At 72.9% G+C, this 19,395-nt stretch carries 16 protein-coding genes; 4 read left to right on the top strand and 12 right to left on the bottom strand.

What is annotated here, in order from left to right; genetic code table 11:
* Window positions 1–15 precede the first annotated feature (15 nt).
* The 9 genes from ACIQRW_RS28170 to ACIQRW_RS28130 all read right to left on the bottom strand — a co-directional run bounded on the left by ACIQRW_RS28170 (window position 16) and on the right by ACIQRW_RS28130 (window position 11,634).
* Window positions 16–786, bottom strand: a complete 771-nt coding sequence (locus ACIQRW_RS28170; protein WP_403765206.1) for an FkbM family methyltransferase — start codon at window positions 784–786, stop codon at window positions 16–18.
* On the bottom strand, window positions 783–1,001 hold the full coding sequence (locus ACIQRW_RS28165) for a Trm112 family protein (RefSeq protein ID WP_007453982.1): 219 nt from the start codon (window positions 999–1,001) through the stop codon (window positions 783–785). The genes ACIQRW_RS28170 and ACIQRW_RS28165 overlap by 4 nt, the downstream gene beginning before the upstream one ends.
* A gap of 61 nt (window positions 1,002–1,062) precedes the next feature.
* Window positions 1,063–1,956: a hypothetical protein gene (locus ACIQRW_RS28160; RefSeq protein ID WP_403765205.1), complete on the bottom strand. Its 894-nt coding sequence runs from the start codon at window positions 1,954–1,956 to the stop codon at window positions 1,063–1,065.
* Window positions 1,957–1,960: 4 nt separating this feature from the next.
* A complete protein-coding gene (locus ACIQRW_RS28155; protein WP_403765203.1) occupies window positions 1,961–2,686 on the bottom strand; it encodes a methyltransferase domain-containing protein in 726 nt (241 codons plus the stop codon).
* Window positions 2,683–4,011 (bottom strand): condensation protein, encoded by a 1,329-nt coding sequence (locus tag ACIQRW_RS28150; RefSeq protein WP_403765201.1) that lies wholly within the window; start codon window positions 4,009–4,011, stop codon window positions 2,683–2,685. The genes ACIQRW_RS28155 and ACIQRW_RS28150 overlap by 4 nt, the downstream gene beginning before the upstream one ends.
* Window positions 4,011–8,429, bottom strand: a complete 4,419-nt coding sequence (locus ACIQRW_RS28145; protein WP_403765199.1) for an alpha-(1->3)-arabinofuranosyltransferase family protein — start codon at window positions 8,427–8,429, stop codon at window positions 4,011–4,013. The genes ACIQRW_RS28150 and ACIQRW_RS28145 overlap by 1 nt, the downstream gene beginning before the upstream one ends.
* Window positions 8,426–9,145 (bottom strand): class I SAM-dependent methyltransferase, encoded by a 720-nt coding sequence (locus ACIQRW_RS28140; RefSeq protein WP_351045152.1) that lies wholly within the window; start codon window positions 9,143–9,145, stop codon window positions 8,426–8,428. Before ACIQRW_RS28140 ends, ACIQRW_RS28145 begins: the two co-directional genes overlap by 4 nt.
* The gene (locus tag ACIQRW_RS28135) at window positions 9,142–10,329 is read right to left on the bottom strand and encodes a glycosyltransferase family 4 protein (protein WP_403765197.1); all 1,188 of its coding nucleotides are present in this window, start codon (window positions 10,327–10,329) and stop codon (window positions 9,142–9,144) included. The genes ACIQRW_RS28140 and ACIQRW_RS28135 overlap by 4 nt, the downstream gene beginning before the upstream one ends.
* A gap of 321 nt (window positions 10,330–10,650) precedes the next feature.
* A complete protein-coding gene (locus tag ACIQRW_RS28130) occupies window positions 10,651–11,634 on the bottom strand; it encodes a DUF3068 domain-containing protein (RefSeq protein WP_403765195.1) in 984 nt (327 codons plus the stop codon).
* Window positions 11,635–11,817: 183 nt separating this feature from the next.
* Here ACIQRW_RS28130 and ACIQRW_RS28125 point away from each other — a divergent pair, with 183 nt between their 5' ends.
* Together ACIQRW_RS28125 and ACIQRW_RS28120 are read left to right on the top strand one after the other, a co-directional pair.
* Complete coding sequence (locus tag ACIQRW_RS28125) at window positions 11,818–11,970, top strand: hypothetical protein (protein WP_403765193.1); 153 nt, start codon at window positions 11,818–11,820, stop codon at window positions 11,968–11,970.
* A complete protein-coding gene (locus ACIQRW_RS28120; protein WP_403765192.1) occupies window positions 11,967–13,172 on the top strand; it encodes a helix-turn-helix domain-containing protein in 1,206 nt (401 codons plus the stop codon). The genes ACIQRW_RS28125 and ACIQRW_RS28120 overlap by 4 nt, the downstream gene beginning before the upstream one ends.
* Window positions 13,173–13,256: 84 nt before the next feature.
* Here the strand turns inward: ACIQRW_RS28120 and ACIQRW_RS28115 are convergent, their stop codons facing one another.
* The 3 genes from ACIQRW_RS28115 to ACIQRW_RS28105 are packed head-to-tail and all read right to left on the bottom strand — an operon-like array spanning window position 13,257 to window position 16,844.
* Window positions 13,257–14,042: a 3-oxoacyl-ACP reductase gene (locus tag ACIQRW_RS28115; protein ID WP_403765190.1), complete on the bottom strand. Its 786-nt coding sequence runs from the start codon at window positions 14,040–14,042 to the stop codon at window positions 13,257–13,259.
* A 5-nt stretch (window positions 14,043–14,047) separates the two neighbouring features.
* On the bottom strand, window positions 14,048–15,430 hold the full coding sequence (locus tag ACIQRW_RS28110; protein ID WP_403765188.1) for an aldehyde dehydrogenase family protein: 1,383 nt from the start codon (window positions 15,428–15,430) through the stop codon (window positions 14,048–14,050).
* A 49-nt stretch (window positions 15,431–15,479) separates the two neighbouring features.
* Window positions 15,480–16,844: a glutamine synthetase family protein gene (locus ACIQRW_RS28105; protein ID WP_403765186.1), complete on the bottom strand. Its 1,365-nt coding sequence runs from the start codon at window positions 16,842–16,844 to the stop codon at window positions 15,480–15,482.
* A 121-nt stretch (window positions 16,845–16,965) separates the two neighbouring features.
* On the opposite strand from ACIQRW_RS28105, the gene ACIQRW_RS28100 reads away from it, so the two are divergent.
* Both ACIQRW_RS28100 and eat read left to right on the top strand, forming a co-directional pair.
* The gene (locus tag ACIQRW_RS28100; protein ID WP_403765184.1) at window positions 16,966–17,733 is read left to right on the top strand and encodes a FadR/GntR family transcriptional regulator; all 768 of its coding nucleotides are present in this window, start codon (window positions 16,966–16,968) and stop codon (window positions 17,731–17,733) included.
* Window positions 17,734–17,907: 174 nt separating this feature from the next.
* Entirely contained in the window at window positions 17,908–19,377 is a 1,470-nt protein-coding gene (eat, locus tag ACIQRW_RS28095) for an ethanolamine permease (RefSeq protein WP_403765182.1), read from the top strand.
* Window positions 19,378–19,395: the final 18 nt, after the last annotated feature.

Genomic DNA, 19,395 nt, shown 5'->3' with positions numbered 1-19,395 from the left:
CGGGGCCCGCGACCGTCAGGCCGTGCCCGGGGTCCGCCCGTCCGGCAGGAAGAGCACCGAGTTGATGTACCGCTCACGGTGCGGGACGAAGGCCCGGCGCAGCAGACCCTGGTGCACCAGGTGTTCCGTCCGCGCCTGGTGGGCCACCAGGTCGAACCCATCGAGCGCGATCCAGCGCCGGCCCGCCAGCAGCCAGCCCGCGTAGCCCTGGCCGGTCAGCAGGTCGACCGCCGGTGCGATCGGCCCGAGCCGGCTCTCCAGCTCGATGAGCAGGGCCGGACGGTCCTTGCGCAGCAGTTCCGCCGCACCGAGCAGCGCCGCCCGCTCGCCGCCGTCGACGTCCATCTTCACGAAGCCGACCCCGCTCAGCCCGAGGCTGTCGACGGTGATCGACGGAACCTCCAGGCAGTGCGCGTGGATGTCGCGGCGGGCCAGCGACGACACCCCCCGGTCGCCGCTGTCGCCCTCCGGGAACCACAGCTGCGCCGTGCCCGCCCGGTCGGTCGCCGCGCCCTGGACCACCCGGGCGTTCGACGGCAGCGTCCGGCGCAGGTGTTCGGCCAGATGCGGCACGGGCTCGATGGTGACCACCTCGGCGCAGCGGGCGGCAAGCCGCCGCGACCAGGGGCCGTACCAGCCACCGATGTCGACCGCGATACCCTCCGGCGGGCAGAAGTCGGCGAGCCGCCGGAGCTCGGGCTCGAAGCGCGGGTACAGGGCGACAGCGGCCGAGCCGACGAGGCCCCCGGGCAGTCGGGACGCCACCGCCGCGGCGAACGTGGTCACGTGGCCGAGGCCTTGAGCCGGGTGAGCAGACGCTCGTGGTCGTCCGCCCCGACCTTCCGGCCCGATGAGGGCAGCAGCTGCGGGATGCCGTCCACGATCGGGTAACTCAGGCGCAGCCGGGGGTTGTAGAGCGCCTCCTCCTCGGCCAGCAGGGAGAGCGGGCCCTTGTCGAGTGGGCAGGCCAGCAGGGCGAGCAGCGGGTCGTCGGGGTTCATCGGGTGGCTCCTCGGTGTCGGGGATGACGGGGGTGGCGGACGCGGCGTGCCGTATCCGGGGTCAGGACGGGGCGGCGGGTTGAGGGTCGTGGCGCGGCATGGCCAGCAGGACGGAGAGGGCGAGCGCCGTGCCGCCCACCCGCAGGGTCAGCAGCAGCGGATCGTCGGGCAGCGTCTCGCCGAAGGCGAGCGTCCCGAGGACCGCGGTGAACAGGCTGGTCACCGTGGTGCACACCGGCACGATGAGGGAGGCCCGGCAGCGCTGCAACGCGGTCTGCGACATCACCAGACCGGCCCCCGCGGTGAACAGCAGCAGATACGGATACGGGGACCCCAGCAGTGACAGCGCGGCCTCGCCGAGATCGGTGCTGGTCAGGTGGCTGGACGTGCCCTTGATGGCCAGCGAGCTGACCCCGTAGAGCAGGCCCACCGCCACTCCGTACCCGATGCCGCTGGTCGGGACCCGGTGCCGTTTGGCCGCCCGGCTCTCGACCCGTACGTACAGCCAGACGCCCGCCCCCAGCGCGGGCACGCAGACCAGGAGCACCAGCGCCCACGGCGCGCCGCCGCTCACCACGTCCTCGCCCTCGCGCACCGAGGCGACGACCATCAGCAGGGCGACCAGCACCCCGCCGAGCGCGTAGCGTTCGCGGCCCGTCGACTCCTCGCCGAGCACAGCTGACGACAACAGCAGGAGCAGCACCAGACCGGAGACGAAGATGCCCTGCGCCGCCGCGATCGGCAGCGCCCGGTAGACGATCAGCTGGGCCCCGAACCCGGCCGCCAGCGCCAGCGCGCCGACGATCCACAGCGGACTGGTCAGCAGCACCCGGACCACCCGCAGCGGCCGGCCCGCCGAGAGTGCGGGCAGCGAGCCCAGGGCCCGCTTCTCCACCACGAACCCCACGCTGTACAGCGCGTTGGCGACCAGCGCAGCGCCGACACCCCACCACACCGCGCTACCTCCGCCGCGCGTGGGCCAGCAGGATGGAGGCGGCCCCGGGCACCGAGCACGCCGCCCGGTCCAGCAGCCGCAGCGGACGCGGCACCCCGTGGAAGGGGGCGCCCGTGATCCTCACGTCGTCGAAGCCGGACGCCGCCAGGAACGAGCGCAGCGCACGGGCCGTGTACAGCCGCAGATGCCCGACCACCTCGGAACCGGGGCGGCCGTGGATGCCGCGCAGACTGACCTCCGAGAACACCGGCTGCACCCCGGCGAGCAACAGCGCCCGGTTGTACCAGGCCGCCAGGTTCGGGGTGGACAGCATCAGATGGCCGCCGGGCCGCAGGACCCGCCGCAGCTCGTCCAACGCCTGGTCCGGGTCGACCAGGTGTTCCAGGATCTCGCTGAACAGCACCGCGTCCGCGCACCCGTCGGCCAGCGGCAGCCCGCCGTGCTCCAGCTCGCCGCGGACCACGAGACCCATCCGGGGCCGGGCCCGGCGCAGCGCGTCCTGCGACCAGTCGACGCCGATCAGCCGGTGACCGGCCAGGACCGGGGCCGCCGTGGCCGCCGCCGTGCCGTCACCGCACCCGATGTCGAGGATCACCTGCCCCGGTGCGCCCAGCGCGTCGGCCAGCAGCCGGGCCTGCCGCAGGGTGCGCCCGTCGCCCGAGGCGACGGGAACGGCCGGGTTCTCGTAGAAGTCCCGCAGCCCGGGCGGGGGAGAGACGGTGCCGGTCATACGGTCTCCGAGGACGTCGAGGCCAGGTGACGGGTGAACATCTCGCTCAGGCGTACGCCGTCCTCGTCGCCCAGCAGGGTGCGCGACCAGCGCAGCGCCAGATGCAGCCGGCCGCCCGTGGACGCCGTGGTGAACGTCAGCCCCCGGGGCATCCGGGCGGGCGCGGAGAACCACACGGCGGTGGCCCGGCCCGCCTCCCCGAAGTCCAACGGGTACGGCACCCGGCCGATGTTGCTCAGCAGCGTCGTCGAGGTCCACGGCCCCGCCAGCACCCGCAGCCCCCGGGTGAGGGCGGCGCGGGCGGCCACCGGCAGCAGCGGCGCGGTCAGCAGGGAAGCGGAACGGCCCAACGGGGGACGGGGGCGCGCCTTGAGCGCCCGGGTGCGCTCAGCGGTCGCCCGGAGCAGCGCGGGGATGTCGGCCCCGGGCGTCAGCTCGGACGCGGCGAAACCGACCTCCACCAGCCGGGTGCCGTTCCCGATCGGCATCTCGGGGCCCCGGGTGCGGTCGTCGACCGGCATGGTGATCCGCAGCGGCCGGCGGTCGGCCCCCGGCGCGCCCCGCTCCCGGTTCCAGTCGGCCACCGTGAGCGCGGTGGCCACCATCAGCTGGTCGTTCACCGTGTACGGCGCGCCGGACTCCCGCTTCGGGACCGGCAGTTCGACCAGCAGCATCGCGTTGCCCGGTACCGGCGTGGGACCCGGCGAGCCCGCCGCGATCCGGGCGGGCCGGGCCAGCGGCGCCGCCGGGGACTCCCCGACGAGCGGCTCGGACGCAGGCCGCGCGGGTGCGGGGGCCGGCGGGGTGCGGTGCGCGCCGTAGACCTCGGCTGCCGTCGCCGCCAGCCGCATGCAGGCCGGGCCGTCGAGGGCGGTGTGGTGCACGGTGAAGAGCAGCACACACCCCTCGGTACCCGGCTCCTCGACCACCGCGAGCCGCAGCGGCGGCGACGCCGTCAGCGGAGGGGCCTCGTCCAGCGCCCGCGCCCGGGCCCGGGCGAGCGCCCCGGGCGCGGACGGCGGGAAGGAGACCGGATCCGTGTCGGGACCCCCGGTCAGCTCCCACTCGTAGCGCCGGGCGAACGGGGACCGGGGGCGCTCCCGCATCAGCGCCCGGGGATGCCGGGCGAGCGCCTCGGCGAACGCGGAGCGCAGCCGCCCCTCGTCCACCCGGCCCGGCAGCTGGATCTCGATGTGCACCGTGTTCGGCTCGGCGTCCTGCGCACAGTGCCGGGCCACCTCGTCGACCACGGGGAACGGCACCCGGGCCGGGGCCCCGGGCCGGGGCATACCGCCCCGCGCCCGGGGTTGCTGCGTGGTCGCCATCAGGTGCCCCCTCCGGGACGGGACGGCGGCGGCTGCTGACCGCCGAGCTGCTGCGTCGGGCCGTCACCGCCATGGCCGTCGCTGTCGCCGTGGCTGCCGCCTTCGCCTTCGCCCGAGCCGGATCCGGATCCGGATCCGTACCCGAATCCGGGCGCGGGAGGCGGAGTTCCCTGTGGACGCTTCGGGTCGGTGGACAGCGTCCGGCCCGAAGCGGCGGCGGCCTGCGCCGGCACCGTGGGCGCCTCTCCGTCCGCCGTGCCCCGGCCCCCGGCGGCCCGCCTGCCGAGCGGCTCGCGCCCGACCGTGACCAGGGCGGCGAACAGGCCGACCAGCGCCAGGAACTGGGCCGTCGCGCCGAACGCGCCCTCGCCCGCGGCCGTGGTGTCCCCGGTGCCCACCGCCGCCACCATACCCGCGGCGGCCATCGCCGCGAACGCGACCGGTGCGAGCGACCTCGGCCGGAAGTGGGCGAGTACGGCGAGGACCGGCACCGCCAGGGCGAGCGGCCCCGCGATCACCACCCCCACCAGGGTGAGCGCCACCGTGCCCAGGACCAGACCCGGACCGGGCGCGACGGGCTGCTCCTCGGACGCGTACGGCTCGGCTCCCCGCCGCCGCACGAAGGCGAGCCCCACGAGCACCAGGAGCAGGACCCCCGCGCCGATCAGACCCACCTGGTAGATCCGGGCCGGCTCGTACTCCAGGGTGACCTTGCCGCCCTCGCCCTCCGGGATCAGCCAGGCCTGCTGCCAGCCGTCGATCCGCAGCGGCGTCAGCTCCTCGCCGTCCAGGGTGGCCTTCCAGCCCTTGTTGTGGTTCTCGTGGATCTGGAGGTAGGAGGCCTCGCCCGCGCCGACGGCGATCGTGCGCCGGTCGCCGTCGCCCCGCTCGACGTCCACCGAACGCGGCGTGCTCGCCGCGGCCTCGGTGGTTCCGTTGCTCAGGTTGACGTCCGTGATGGCGAGCGGTCCCGCGTCACCCGCCTCGACGGTGGTGGACGAGGCTGCCAGCTCCACCGTGCCGCCCTCGGTGCACGGCGTGACCTCGATGGGGCGGCGCTGCGTCAGGTCCCGCACCAGGCCCTCGGCGCGGGTCTCCAGGAACGTACCGCCGACGGACAGGACCGGACCCTTGCCGCAGGCCAGGCTGAACGTCTTGTCCGGCTTCGGCTGCGGCGAGCGGTACTCCTCCAGGGCCGGGACGTAGACCTCGCTGAGCCCCACCGGCAACTGCAACTGGTCGTCGGCGACCGGGTTGTGGACGGTCAGCGGCGCCTGACGCGAGATGGTGATGTCCATCCGGTCGGTCCTGATGGGCGAGAAGCGGGCCATGCCGTTCTCGTCCACGGAGGCCACCGCGGTGCCGTCGGGGGAGCTGATCTGCACCTGCTCGGGGCGGGTGGACAGGCCGCCGGCCGCCGCGAAGACGATCTCCCCGACCTCCTTCTTCTCCGGCCAGGACAGATGCAGTACGGGGCGTTCGCCCGCGATCCACGCCGTGGTCAGATCACCGTCGGTCAGATTGCGCGGAGTGAGGCTGGTGCCCAGCCGTGCCGTGGAGTCGGCGCTCACCTCGATCTTGTCCCGCTCGCCCGTCAGCTCGAAGAGCAGCTTGTCCAGGGCCTCGCCGGGCACCGGCACCGCGCTCGCGGACACCTTGTACGGGCCCGCCTCCTGGGCGGTGAACTGCCGGTGCAGGCCGACCTCGGCCGCCACCGACGACAGACCGCCGGGGTCGCTGCCCCGCCGCAGCGAGTAGACCGTGGAGTCCGCGCCCTCACGGGGCGCGTCGGCGGGCAGCTCCAGCATCCGGGTCACCTGCACCCCGGGGATCGCGATGTCGGTGAAGCCGGCGCCGGTGAGCCCGGGACGCCCCTGCTGGGACTCCAGGATCGTCACCTTCAGCCAGGACGCCTGCCCGGTGGGCGCGGCCACCGTCTGCGCCGATCCGTCCGGCTTCAGCGGGCTGTCCTTGAATCCCCGCTCGGTCTCGACCCGGACGACGGTCGGTGCGGCCCGCACGTTCGCGCTGGGCAGCGGCGTCACCTGGAGCGAGGCCGGAAGCTCCGTCGGAGTGGTGAAGTCGATCCGCACCCACTCGTCCTCGGGAGAGCCCGGGGACCCCTCCGCCCAGCCGGTGTCCGGGTTGCCGTCGAAGGCGTTGACCGGGTCGTACTGCGGCAGATGGAAGAGCCAGTTCCCCACCGACGAGGCGCTGACCTTCCTGGCGCCCCGCAGCACGGCCGTCGTCTGGTGCTCCGTGCCGGACGACGGCAGGATCTGCCGGGGGCTCCGGTCCGGGTCCTGCGCGGCCTCCACCGCGTTGCGCTCATCGGCGGTGTACGTGTACGAGGTGTTGGAGTTGACCAGCCCGAACCGGGTGTCGGCACGCCGCAGCCCGTCGCCCGCCGCGTACAGCGACGGCCGCCCCAGCCCCGGGTGCGCGTCACCGGCCAGCACGGCCGGCCGCCCGTTCAGAGCGCCGCTCGCCGACAGCGGCAGCAGGGACTCGGGCCCGCCGCTCACGACGGCCGTCGAGGCCACCGGGGCCGCACCCGCCCGTCCCGGAGGCTCCGTCCCGGCGGGCGGCTCGTAGATCTCCACGGCCCGCTGCCGCGGATAGAGGCCCTCGACCTGCACGGGGGTGTCCGCCGCGATCCGTCCGCCGGTCATCACGGGTCCGAAGCCGGTCACGCGCTGGTACCCGGACGCCTCCAGGGTGCGCTTCACCGTGGCCGTGGGGACGTACCCCAACTGATCGGGATCCAGGTCGTTGCGGACCACCACATAGTGCAGCCCAGCCCGGTTGAGGTACTCGCTCAGCCCGGGAACCTCGCCGCCGGTGGTCAGCGCCTGCTCGACGGCGTCCATCGCCCGCCGGTTGCCCGGTGTACCGAACGGCACGTAATCCCGCTGGGCCCAGGGCGAGTTCGCCAGCACGTCCAGCGGCTGGTCGATGGGGGAACCCCAGGTGTAGATGCCGTGCGCGGTCGCGGGGACCACCAGGGCGCGGTCGTCCGCCGAGTTCTTCTTCAGCCAGCTGCCGGTCGTCTCCCAGTACGTGGGCAGCTGCTGGAACGAACCCTTCTGCAGGATCGAGCCGTTGACGTACGGCCAGGCGAGACCCGGCAGCACCAGCACGGCGGCGATCACCGGCACGAGCCGGCGGGCGCGCATCGCGCTGCCGCCGCCCCGCGCCGCGGCGGCGACGGAGGCCACCGCGGTGAGGTGTGCGAGGCCCAGGGCCAGGGCCAGCGCCAGACCCGTCTGGAACTTGTAGATGTTGCGGAACGGCACCAGCCAGCTGTCCAGCCAGTCCTGCACGGTCCCGTGGAAGAGCCCGCCCAGCGCACCGCCGTAGCCGGCGAGCGTGATGAGCGCGACGCTCAGCACGGTCAGCACCAGCCAGCGGCGCTCGGGCAGATCACGGCGCGCCAGACCCGCCAGGCCCAGTGCGGCGGCGAGCGCCGAGCCCAGGATGGTGACGGTCGCGGTGGCGACGGTCCAGCCGGCCGGCAGCCAGGCCTCGCCGAAGTTCAGATAGCCGACCCAGTTCCCGCCGCCGCGCAGCACCTCGGTCGCCGACATGGTCGTCGTGGTGGTGTACGAGGACTCCACGTACGGCATGAAGTTCTCGCCGAAGGTGCCCAGCAGCAGCAGCGGAACGATCCACCAGGCGGTCGCCAGGATCACGCCCGGGATCCACCACGCCAGCAGGGCACGCTTGCGCGGCCCGCCGGGCCGGGACAGCAGATACAGTCCCACCGGCAGCAGCGAGGCAAGAGTGGACGCGGCGTTGACACCGCCCATCAGCGGGATCAGCAGCGCGGACCGGGCCGCGGCGATCCTCGGCGCCAGGCGCGGGTTCGTCAGCGGCAGCAGCACCCACGGCAGCAGGGCGCCCGGCAGGGCCGCCGCCGAGGTCGAGCCCACGACGATGGTGTACGTCGGCCACAGCGCGTACGCGACCGCGCCCAGCAGCCGGGTGGCCGGGGAACCCACGGTCAGCCGCTCCGCCAGCCGGAGCGCACCCCAGAAGGCGGTCGCCACGATCAGCGACAGCCACAGCCGCTCCGCGAGCCAGACCGGTACGTGCAGCAGGTCGGCGGCCCCGTAGTACGGCAGCATCGGGATGGCGTAGCCGACGTACTGGTCGGCTATCCCGCCGAACCCGGCCCGGCTGTGCCACAGCTCGCCCAGGTCGCCCAGGAAGCGCCAGGGGTCCACGACGACGCCGAGCTTGGTGTCGAACGTCATCCGGCCGGGCGACACCGCGAGGAACGCCGCGAACACGGCGGCCCAGAAGCCCAGCAGCCAGCGCCGTGAGCGGGGCGTGGGCGGTCCGTCGGCGGGACCGGAGGGCGCGGGACCCGCGCCCTGAGGGGCCGTGGACCGGGGTGGGTGGACAGCGCTGGTCATGAACACCGCCGGAGGATGAGGAGGAGGTTCCAGGTGGCGAATTCCCGCAGTACGGGGATGCGCGGCACGAGCTGGGGAAGGACGGGCCAGTAGCGCGAGCGTGCTGAGACGACGGTCACGTCGGAGCGGCTCCGGACGTGGCTCAGGGTCTCCCCGACGCCGATCTTGAAGAGGTTCTCGCCGAGCCGGTGCTTGGCCGGGCCGCCGGTGCGCCGCTCGTAGCGGCTCCGGGCGCGTTCGGCGCCGAGGTAGTGCCAGGGCGCCCACTCATGGCCACCCCACGGGGAGAGCCAGTTGGTGTACGAGACGTAGATGAGACCGCCGGGGCGGGTCACCCGCGCCATCTCGCTGAGGAAGGTGTGCGGATCGGCGACGTGCTCCAGCACGTTGGAGGAGAAGCAGACGTCGGCCGCGCCGTCGGCGAGCGGCAGCAGATAGCCGTCGGCGACGACGGTGTCCGCGCGCTGCCCGGGGCCGATCTCCGCCGGATCCGGTTCGAAGAGGTAGCTGTGCGCACCGCGCCGCCGGAACTCGCGGGTGAAGTAGCCGTCGCCGCCGCCGATGTCCACGACGACCTTGTCGCGGAGCGGGCCGTGCCGCTCGACCTGGTCGGCCGCGTCACGGGCCAGCAGGGTGTACGCCGTGGCGGGGTCGCCCTGTTCGCGCAGGAAGGCGCGGAACAGGGCGACCGACCGCCGGAACGAGGGGTCCTTCACGCGCTCGCGCCGATCACCGGGACGCTCGGGCCGCCCGCGGCCCCGGCGCCGGCGGTCGCCTCGGCGGCGACCGCGGCGAACCGGCGCACACTGGCGGTCCACCGGTAGTCGGCGGCCCGTTCGCGGGCCGCCTTGCCCATCGCCTCGCGCCGCTCGTCGTCCAGCGCCAGCGCGCACCAGGCGGCGGCGAAGGACGACGCGCCCGGGGCGAGAATCCCGGTGACACCGTCCTCGACGGAGTCGCGCAGCCCCGGCACGTCGAAGCCCAGGGTCGGGGTGGACCGGGCGGCGGCCTCCGTGACGACGAGACCCCACCCCTCCACGGCCGCCGGGTGCAGCAGCATCCACGCGGCGCAGAGCAGCCGGTGCTTCTCCGCCTCGGTCACATGACCGGCGAACTCCACACCGGGACCGGCGAGCTGTTCCAGCCGGGCCCGCTCGGGGCCGTCGCCGACGATGACGAGCCGCCCGCCGGTGACCGGCCGGACCCGCTCCCAGAGCTGGAGCAGCAGATCGATGCGCTTGTAGTCGACGAGCCGGCCCAGCGCCACGAACAGCGGTGTGGCGGACCGCTCGCCCTGCGGGCTCGGCTCCTGGACCCCGTTGTGCACCACCCGGATCCGCCCGTCGGGCACGCCCAGTTCGCGCAGCGCGCCCGCCGTGGACGGGGACACCGCGATCATCAGGTGGTCGCGGTAGGCCCGGGACAGGGCCCAGTGTTCGAGCTTGCGCCCGGCACGGGCCACCGGCGTCGGGAAGCGCATGTCCCACAGGTCGGTGTGCACATGGTTGACCAGGCAGACCGTGGGTCCGCGGTGCCACAGCGGGGCCAGGTACGGCATGCCGTTGCAGACCTCGACGAGCAGGTCGCACGTGCCGATCCGCCGGGCGAACGCGGACCGCGCGCCGACGTAGTGCCCCAGCGCGGAGCCCGCCGAGACGACCCGGTAGGGCCGGCGGGCGGCCGGTCCGCCGCACAGCAGCGTGACGTCGTGGCCCTGCTCGGTGAGACCCAGGGCGAGCTGGTCGACCAGCAGCTCGGAGCCGCCGGCGGCCGGGTTGCCCAGGTCGCGGTGGGCGAGGAAGACGATGCGTCTGGGGGTCGCGGGGATCGTTGCGGGCGCCGGGCCCTGACCCGGACGCGCAACGGCGTCAAGCAGTGGGGGAGGGACGTGCTGGGGCATGGGTGCTCCAACTCGGCTCGGGGGACGGGGAAGCGGGGGGAGCGGCCCTCGGGGTGAGGGCCGCTTGGAGCGGGGGACGTACCGGGGGGCCGGGACAGGGGTGCACCGGGCCGGGGAACCCGGCTGCGGGGCGAGGGATCGAGAAGAGGGTGATGAGGGAGAAGAAAGGGACGAGGTGATGAGGGTGATGAAGATGATGAGGAAGTGAAGAGGAGAAGGACGGACGGGACGAGACCGGGGGGCCGTGCTCTGGTGGGGATAGACAGTTTTCGGCACGGGTACGCGCCCGGCTACTCACCGGTGCAACAACTTGCCGGTAACTCAGGTGTGCGGAATCGTCATCATGTGAGTATTCGGCGCTTCCGGCTCCGTCCGGCGGCCCCGGACGACGAGCACGACGCCCGCCACGGCGAGCACACCGCCCAGTCCCGCGGCCCCGGCCGGCGCGGTCGTGCCGAGCATCGCCAGCCGGTCGCTGTCCGCCGACGCCAGCTCGACCTGCTTGAGCTGGGTCTCCTCGGTGAACTCCACCCGCTTGCTCTCCAGGAGCACGACGGCGTCCTTCTCGGAGCCCGGGGCACGCAGCGTCTTCTTCGGGCCGATCGCCGCGTTCATGATCCGGCCGGTCCGCCGGTCGACCACCAGCTCGATGCCGCTGTTGGAATACCACTCCTCGGCCAGCACCTGGGGGATCTTCTTCTTCCCCACGAGCAGTCCGGGCACCTGGCGCACCCCGGTCCTGGTGGGCTCGACCTCGCCCTTGAAGAGCAGGCCGGAGTAGCCCTGAACCTCCTGCTCACCGGCGTAGGAGAGCCGCACGACCCCGCCGAGCGTGCTGTCCCACCAGCGGTAGGAACGCTTTTCGACGTCGAAGGGGAACTTCAGATAGGCCTCCCCGTCGAACGTCGGGGATTCCTCGCAGCAGTGGACCGGCTCGTTCGTGACCCGGTCGGTCACCCAGCGCTCCAGCGTCCACTGGAGGGCGTCACGGGGGTCCGAGGCGGGCAGGGTGTCCTGGTGGTCGACCGAGGTGGAGACGTCCCACACGGCGTTGCCGCTCTTCTCGCTGTCGGCCACGTCCCCGCGCACCTGCCGCGTGATCGTGATCGTTCTGCCCTCGACCGTCTCCACCTCGGACGTGTCGAAATAGCTGCCCGTCCCGGTGAAGACGGTGGTGGTGTCGATGTCGATGGGGGTGCGCTTGGCGTGCGGCTGGACGTACCAGACGAGCAGCGGCGCGAGGACGAGCAGGAAAACCCCTGCCCCCAGCAGGACAAGCGACAGGGGTGAAGCGTTGTGGCGCATCCGGGCACTCCTGGGTCGAATCTCTTCGCGGAGGTGCACGGGCCCGGGCCGGTCAGCCCTTGATTGGCGTGAACAGTAAGCAAGCCCTTGACGGAATGTCAATGTGCTGTCGACACTGTGTCCCAGCCGGAGGGGCCCGGCTGACGGGGTGGGGATCGCCTCCAGCAAGGAGCTGACCCGACCATGCGCAGACTCATCGCCGCCGCTGTCACCGTTCTGGTGGCCGCCACACTCGCCGTGGGTGCGGCGGTCGGGGTCGTGGCACTGCTCGACGCCACTCCCGACCAGCCTAATACGCCCCTGATCAGCTATGACGCCGCCCCGGCGGCTCCGTGACCCGCCCGGCCTGGCAGGACGTCCCCCGGTCGAAGCTCGACCGTTTCGAGGCGATCGCCCGGTCCGAGGCCCCCGAGCTCGCTCAGTCCATCCTGTTCCAGATTCGCCAGGAATATCCCTATCTGCAGCTGGTCGAGGACGAGTCCGGGGAGCCGCTGGCCCTCGTCGGCATCCGCCGCGCCATCGAAGGCTTCGTCCACAACCTCACCGCCGGCGCCCACCCCCGGGTGCCGCCGGAGATGTTCCAGGAGTTCGGGCGCGGCGAGGGGCTCGAGGGACGCAGCCTCGACGCGCTCCAGGCCATCTATCGCCTCGGGGTCCGGCTCACCTGGCGCAGGCTCGCCGAGATCGGCCAGCAGGTCGACATCCCCGCGCCCGCCATGTACGAGCTGGCCGAATCGGGATTCGAGTATCTGGACGGGCTCGTGGAACAGTCGGTACGGGGCTACGCCGAGGCGGCGGCCCGGCGCGCCAGCGAACGGCTCCGCCTCCAGCGCCAGCTGATCGAGCTCCTCCTGGTGGAGCACCGGGGCGATGTGTCGGTGGCCCTGTCCGAGCGGGCCGCCCGCATCGGCTGGGAGCTCCCGGAGACGATCGCCGTGGGTGTGCTCATGCGCCCGGCCCGCGAGGCCGTGGCCCCGGCGGTCGGGCAGGGCATTCTGCTGGAGATGGAGAGCGAGCAGCCGCGCATCGTCATCCCGGACCCGGACCTGGCGGGCCGTGCGGAGACCCTGCGGCGTGCCACGGCCGGCTGGTCCGGGGCGATCGGCCCGGCGGTCCCGCTGGCGGCCGCGGCGACCTCGCTGCACTGGGCGGAGACCGCGGTCCGGCTGATCAAGAAGGGTCTGCTGCCGCAGGGCGAGGTGCTGTACTGCACCGAGCGGACGGAGGAACTCCTGCTGCTTCCCGCCGAGGAGCTGATCGACGCGTCGGCCCGCCGCTGCCTCGCCCCGCTGGAGGGCCTCAGCCCGACCCAGGCCCGGCGCCTGGCCGAGACCCTGCTCGCCTGGATCGAGACCCCCGGCGGCGCCCCGGAGGTGGCCGCGCGCCTCGGCATCCACCCCCAGACGGCCCGCTACCGGCTGCGGCAGATCCGCGAGCTGTGGGGTGACGCCATCGACGAACCGGACCAGCGCTTCGAGATGCTCCTGGTGCTCCGCGCCCGGCGTCTCCGGGGTGATCCGGCCGGCACCGCGGGCTGAACGGCGACCGGGCGGCCGGACGTCCCCTCACGTCCGGCCGCCGGTGCCGTCGGCAGACCGCCGGGATCGCCGGCGCCGTCGGGATCAGACCGGGGTGACGTACGCCCCGGCGATCCCGCCGTCGACCAGGAAGTCCGTGGCGTTCACGAACGAGGAGTCGTCGCTCGCGAGGAACGCGACGGCGGCGGCGATCTCGGTCGGCTCGGCGAACCGGCCGACCGGGATGTGCACCAGACGCCGGGCGGCCCGCTCCGGGTCCTTGGCGAACAGCTCCTGGAGCAGCGGGGTGTTGACCGGGCCGGGGCACAGGGCGTTGACCCTGATGCCGTCGCGTGCGAACTGAACCCCCAGCTCGCGCGACATCGCCAGGACCCCGCCCTTGGACGCGGTGTACGAGATCTGCGAGGTGGCCGCACCCATCCGGGCCACGAAGGACGCCGTGTTGATGATGGAGCCCCTGCCCTGCTCGCGCATATAGGGGATCGCCGCCTTGCAGCAGAGGAACACGGAGGTCAGGTTGGTCTCCTGCACCCGCCGCCAGGCCTCCAGGCCGGTGTCCAGGATGGAGTCGTCGTCCGGCGGGGAGATCCCCGCGTTGTTGAACGCGATGTCGACCGAGCCGTAGGTGTCGAACGCGGCCTTGAAGAGGGCGTCCACCTGATCGGCGTCGGTGACGTCGGTACGGACGAAGAGCCCGCCCGCCTCCTCGGCGGCCGCCTTGCCGGTCTCCTCGTCCACATCGGCGCAGACGACGTGCGCGCCCTCGGCGGCCAGCCGCCGGACAGTGGCCAGGCCGATGCCGCTGCCGGCTCCGGTGACGACGGCGGTGCGGCCGACCAGGCGGCGGCAGACGGAAGAAGTGTCGGTCATGGTGCTCAGGCCTCCGTGCTGATGAAGACGTTCTTGGTTTCGGTGAAGGCGGCCAGGGCGTCCGGGCCGAGCTCGCGGCCCAGCCCCGATTGCTTGTAGCCGCCGAAGGGGGTCGAATAGCGCACGCTGGAGTGCGAGTTGACGGAGAGGTTGCCCGCCCGCAGCCCCTGGCTCACGCGCAGCGCGCGGCCGACGTCCCGGGTCCAGACCGAGCCGGCGAGTCCGTAGTCGGTGGCGTTGGCGAGGCGCAGCGCGTCCTGTTCGTCCTCGAACGGCAGAACCACGGCGACGGGCCCGAAGACCTCCTCGACCGCCACCGGCGCCTCGGGCGAGACCCCGGTGAGGACGGTCGGCGGGTACCAGAACCCGGGGCCCTCGGGGGCCGTTCCGACGATGGCCTGTACGCCGTCGGCGCCACGGTCACCGTCGACGAAGCCCCGTACCCGGTCGAGCTGGAGCGCCGAGATCAGCGGGCCCATCCGGGTCTTCTCGTCGGCAGGGTCGCCCACCACCACGGCGGACACGGCCGGGACGAACAGCTCCAGGAAGCGGTCGTACACGGACCGCTCGACCAGGATCCGGGTGCGGGCGCAGCAGTCCTGACCGGCGTTGTCCAGGAAGGACATCGGCGCGGCCGCCGCGGCGGCCTCCACATCGGCGTCGGCGAAGACGAGGTTGGGGCTCTTGCCGCCCAGCTCCAGGGTGAGCCGCTTCACGCGCTCCGCGCAGCGGGTCATGATGTGCTTGCCGGTCCGGGTGGAGCCGGTGAACACGATCTTCGCGACGCCCGGGTGCTCGACCAGGGCGCCCCCGGCCTCCGGCCCCTCGCCGGGCAGCACCTGGAAGAGACCCTCGGGAAGCCCGGCCGCCAGGGCGAGTTCGGCCAGGCGGAGAGCGGTCAGCGGTGTCGTCTCGGCGGGCTTGAGGAGGACGGCGTTGCCCGCCGCGAGGGCCGGGGCGAGACCCCAGGCGGCGATCGGCATCGGGAAGTTCCACGGGGCGATGACCCCGACGACGCCCAGCGGCTCCAGGACCGTGAAGTCGATGCCGCCCGCCACCGGGATCTGCCGGCCCAGGAGCCGTTCGGCTCCGCCCGCGCTGTAGTCGAGCAGATCGCGTACGTTGCCGGCCTCCCACCGGGCGTTGCCGATGGTGTGTCCGGCCTCGCGGACCTCCAACTGGGCCAGTTCCTCGATGTGTTCGTCGACGACGACGGCGAAGCGGCGCAGCAGTCGGGCCCGGTCGGCGGGCGCGGCGGCCGCCCAGCGGCGCTGGGCCGCGGCGGCACGGCTGACGGCGGTGTCCACATCGGCGGCGGAGGCCGCGGGGACGGTGGCGATGACCTCGGCGGTCGCCGGGTTGAGGACGTCCAGGGTGGGTTGTGACACGTACGGACCCCGATCACGGAAGCTGGTAGTGGTGAAGGTGCTCTGGCGGTCAGAGGCGTTCGAAGGAGCGGCGCAGCTCCCAGTCGGTCACCGCGGAGTCGTACGCGGTCAGTTCGACGCGGGCCATGTTCAGGTAGTGCGCGACGACCTCCTCGCCGAACGCCTCCTTGGCGATGGGGCTGGCCTCCCACAGCTCGGCGGCCTCGCGCAGGGTCGTCGGCACCTGGTCGTAGTCCCCGGTGTAGGCGTTGCCCGTACAGGCCTCGGGCAGCTCCAGCCGGTGCTCGACCCCGTACAGTCCGGCGGCGACCAGTCCGGCGACGGCCAGGTGCGGGTTGACGTCGCCGCCGGGCAGCCGGTTCTCGAAGCGCATCGAGCGCCCGTGGCCGACGACCCGTAGGGCGCAGGTGCGGTTGTCGACGCCCCAGGCGACGGCGGTGGGGGCGAAGGAGCCGGGCTGGAAGCGTTTGTAGGAGTTGATGGTGGGCGCGTAGAGGAGGGAGAAGTCCCGCAGGGCGGCGAGCTGGCCGGCCAGGAAGTGCCGCATCAGCTCGGACATGCCGCCCTCGCCCTCGCCCGCCATCATGTTCGCGCCGTCCGCGTCGGTCAGCGAGAGGTGGATGTGGCAGGAGTTGCCCTCGCGCTCGTCGTACTTGGCCATGAACGTCAGCGAGACGCCCTCCTGGGCCGCGATCTCCTTGGCGCCCGTCTTGTAGACGGCGTGCTGGTCGCAGGTGGTGAGCGCCTCGTCGTAGCGGAAGACGATCTCGTGCTGGCCCGGATTGCACTCGCCCTTGGCGGACTCGACGGTCAGCCCGGCCTCCTGCATCTCGTTGCGGATCCGGCGCAGCAGCGGCTCGATGCGGCCGGTGCCGAGGATCGAGTAGTCGATGTTGTACTGGTTGGCCGGGGTCAGCCCGCGGTAGTCGCGGTCCCAGGCCTCCTCGTAACTGTCCCGGAAGACGATGAACTCCAGCTCCGTGCCGACCTGTGCCGTGTATCCGAGCTCCGCCAGCCGGTCGAGCTGGCGGCGCAGGATCTGGCGCGGGGCCGCCACCACCGGACTGCCGTCGTGCCAGGCGAGATCCGCGATCAGCAGGGCGGTCCCCTCGTGCCAGGGGACGGGGCGCAGGGTGGCGGGATCGGGGACCATGGCGAAGTCGCCGTAGCCGTTCTCCCACGAGGACATCGCGTAGCCGTCGACGGTCCGCATCTCGGTGTCCACGGCCAGGAGGTAGTTGCAGCCCTCGGTGCCGTGCTCCAGCACCTCGTCGAGGAAGAACCCGGCCGCGAACCGCTTCCCCTGGAGCCGGCCCTGCATGTCCGGGAAGGCCAGCACCACGGTGTCTATCGACCCGTCCGCGACCCGTGAGCGGAGCTCGTCGACGCCGAGCGGGGGTGTGCGGTCTGCCACGGGATGCCTCCTTGGGTGAACCGGGAGGCATAAGGTATGACAGAGAACCATTGCTTGGGAAGGGGATCGGCCAGTGGCCACCAGGAGAAGAGCGGACGACACCCGTCCGGCGGTAGGGGCGGTGGCCGCGACAGAGGTGGTGGTGGCGGCGGTCGACGCCGCCGGGGACGGGGGCGACACCGTGATCGGCCGGCCGGCCTCCGTGCTGCGGCCCGTCCGTGCGGGCAACGGCTTCGAGGAGGCGCTGGAGCAGCTCCTCCAGCTCCTGCGCCTGGGGCTGGTCCCACCCGGCGAACGGCTGCCCTCCGAACGCGAGTTGTCCCAGCACCTGAGGATCAGCCGGGTGACGCTGCGCGAGGTCCTCAAGGTGCTCCAGGACCAGAACATGGTCGAGAGCCGCCGGGGCCGCTACGGAGGAACGTTCGTCCTGCCGCGCACGGCTCCCGATGGCAGCGGCGAACTGCGCCGCCGCATCGCCGCCGTCGACGTGGAGGACACCCTGCGCTTCCGCGAGGTGCTGGAGGCCGGAGCGGCGGGCCTGTGCGCCGAACGGCTCCCGGCGGACGGCGGGGCCAGGCTGCGGGCCGCGCTCGACGCGACGCAGGGCGCCAGGCTTGAGGACTACCGCCGCCAGGACACCCTGCTCCACCTCACGCTCGCCGAACTCTCCGGCTCCCGCACGCTCGCCGCGCAGCACGCCGCGGTCCGGGCCACCCTCAACGAACTGCTCGACTGCATCCCGCTGCTGGTGCGCAACCTGGAGCACTCCCAGCAGCAGCACGCGGCCGTCGTCGAGGCGGTGCTCGACCGGGACGCGGACGCGGCCCGCGAGATGATGCGCGAGCACTGCGGCGGCACGGCGGCCCTGCTGCGCGGCTTCCTCGCCTGAGCCGGCCTGATCGACAGGACGTCCCCCCGGCGGGTGTCCGGCGCGGAGGCGAATCCGTAACCACTCTTTGACGCACGCCCCTTGCGCTTCCCCCGACGCTCCACAAAGGTGTGCCGACGAACCTTTGATCGAAGCAGTTCCAACGATGAAGTCGACACACATCTGGAGCGCCTCATGGCTCAGGGAACCGAAACACCCTCCGGACCACCCGGTGACGCGAGCCCGGGGGTGTCCGGCAAGGACGCGTATCTGCACCGCAGGACCCTGCGCCGGGGCAGTGCCGGCTGGCTCCTGCTGACCGGGCTCGGCGTCGCCTACGTCGTCTCCGGCGATTTCTCCGGCTGGAACATCGGCCTGGCCAAGGGCGGCTTCGGCGGACTCGCCATCGCCATGGTCCTGATGGGCGTCATGTACGCGTGTCTCGTCTTCGCGCTGGCCGAACTCTCCGCCATCCTGCCCACGGCGGGCGGCGGTTACGGCTTCGCCCGGCGGGCGCTCGGCACCTGGGGCGGCTTCCTCACCGGCACGGCCATCCTCATCGAGTACATCCTCGCGCCCACCGCGATCGCGCTGTTCATCGGCGACTACGTCGAATCGCTCGGCCTGTTCGGCCTCACCTCCGGCTGGCCCGTCTACCTCGCCTGCTTCGCGATCTTCATCGGCATCCACCTCTGGGGAGTCGGCGAGGCGCTCCGCTTCAGCCTGGTGGTGACCGCCATCGCGGTGGCCGCGCTGCTGATCTTCGCCGTCGGCGCGTTCACCGAGTTCGACGCGGGCCGCCTCAACGACATCCCGGCGGACACCTCCGCCTTCGGCTCCTCCTCCTGGCTGCCGTTCGGACTCCTCGGGATCTGGGCGGCCTTCCCCTTCGGCATGTGGTTCTTCCTCGGGGTGGAGGGTGTGCCGCTCGCCGCCGAGGAGGCCAAGGACCCGGTCCGCTCGATGCCGAAGGCCCTGACCATCTCCCTCGCCGTGCTGGTCCTCCTGGCCGTCATCACCTTCATCTCCGCCACCGGCGCCCAGGGGGCCGACGCCATCAAGGAGGCCGGGAACCCGCTCGTGGTGGCCCTGGAAGGAACCGGTGAGCCGACCGCCCTGAGCCGCTTCGTGAACTACGCGGGCCTCACCGGACTGGTGGCCTCCTTCTTCTCCCTGATCTTCGCCGGATCCCGCCAGCTGTTCGCCCTCTCCCGGGCCGGCTACCTGCCGCGCTTCCTCTCGCTGACCAACCGCCGCAAGTCCCCCTACCTCGGCCTGCTGATCCCCGGAATCATCGGGTTCACGCTCGCCGCCTGGAGCGGCAACGGCGGCCGGATGCTGAACGTCGCCGTCTTCGGCGCCACGATCAGCTACGCCCTCATGGCCCTCTCCCACCTCGTGCTGCGCCGCCGCGAACCGGAGCTGCCGCGCCCCTACCGCACCCCCGGCGGCGCGCTCACCTCGTCCGTGGCCTTCGTTCTGGCATGCTCGGCCCTGGTGGCGACCTTCCTGGTGGACCGCGACGCGGCGTTCATCGCCCTCGGCGTGTACGCGGTGGCGCTGGCCTACTTCGCCTTCTACAGCCGTCACCGGCTGGTCGCGGGGGCCCCGGAGGAGGAGTTCGCCGCACTGGCGGCGGCCGAGGCCGAACTCGCCCGCGACTGAGCCCCGCACCCCTTCCGC

The sequence above is a fragment of the Streptomyces sp. NPDC091287 genome, from assembly GCF_044768525.1.
Lineage (GTDB): Bacteria > Actinomycetota > Actinomycetes > Streptomycetales > Streptomycetaceae > Streptomyces.
This window is presented reverse-complemented; position numbering and strand designations above follow the sequence as displayed.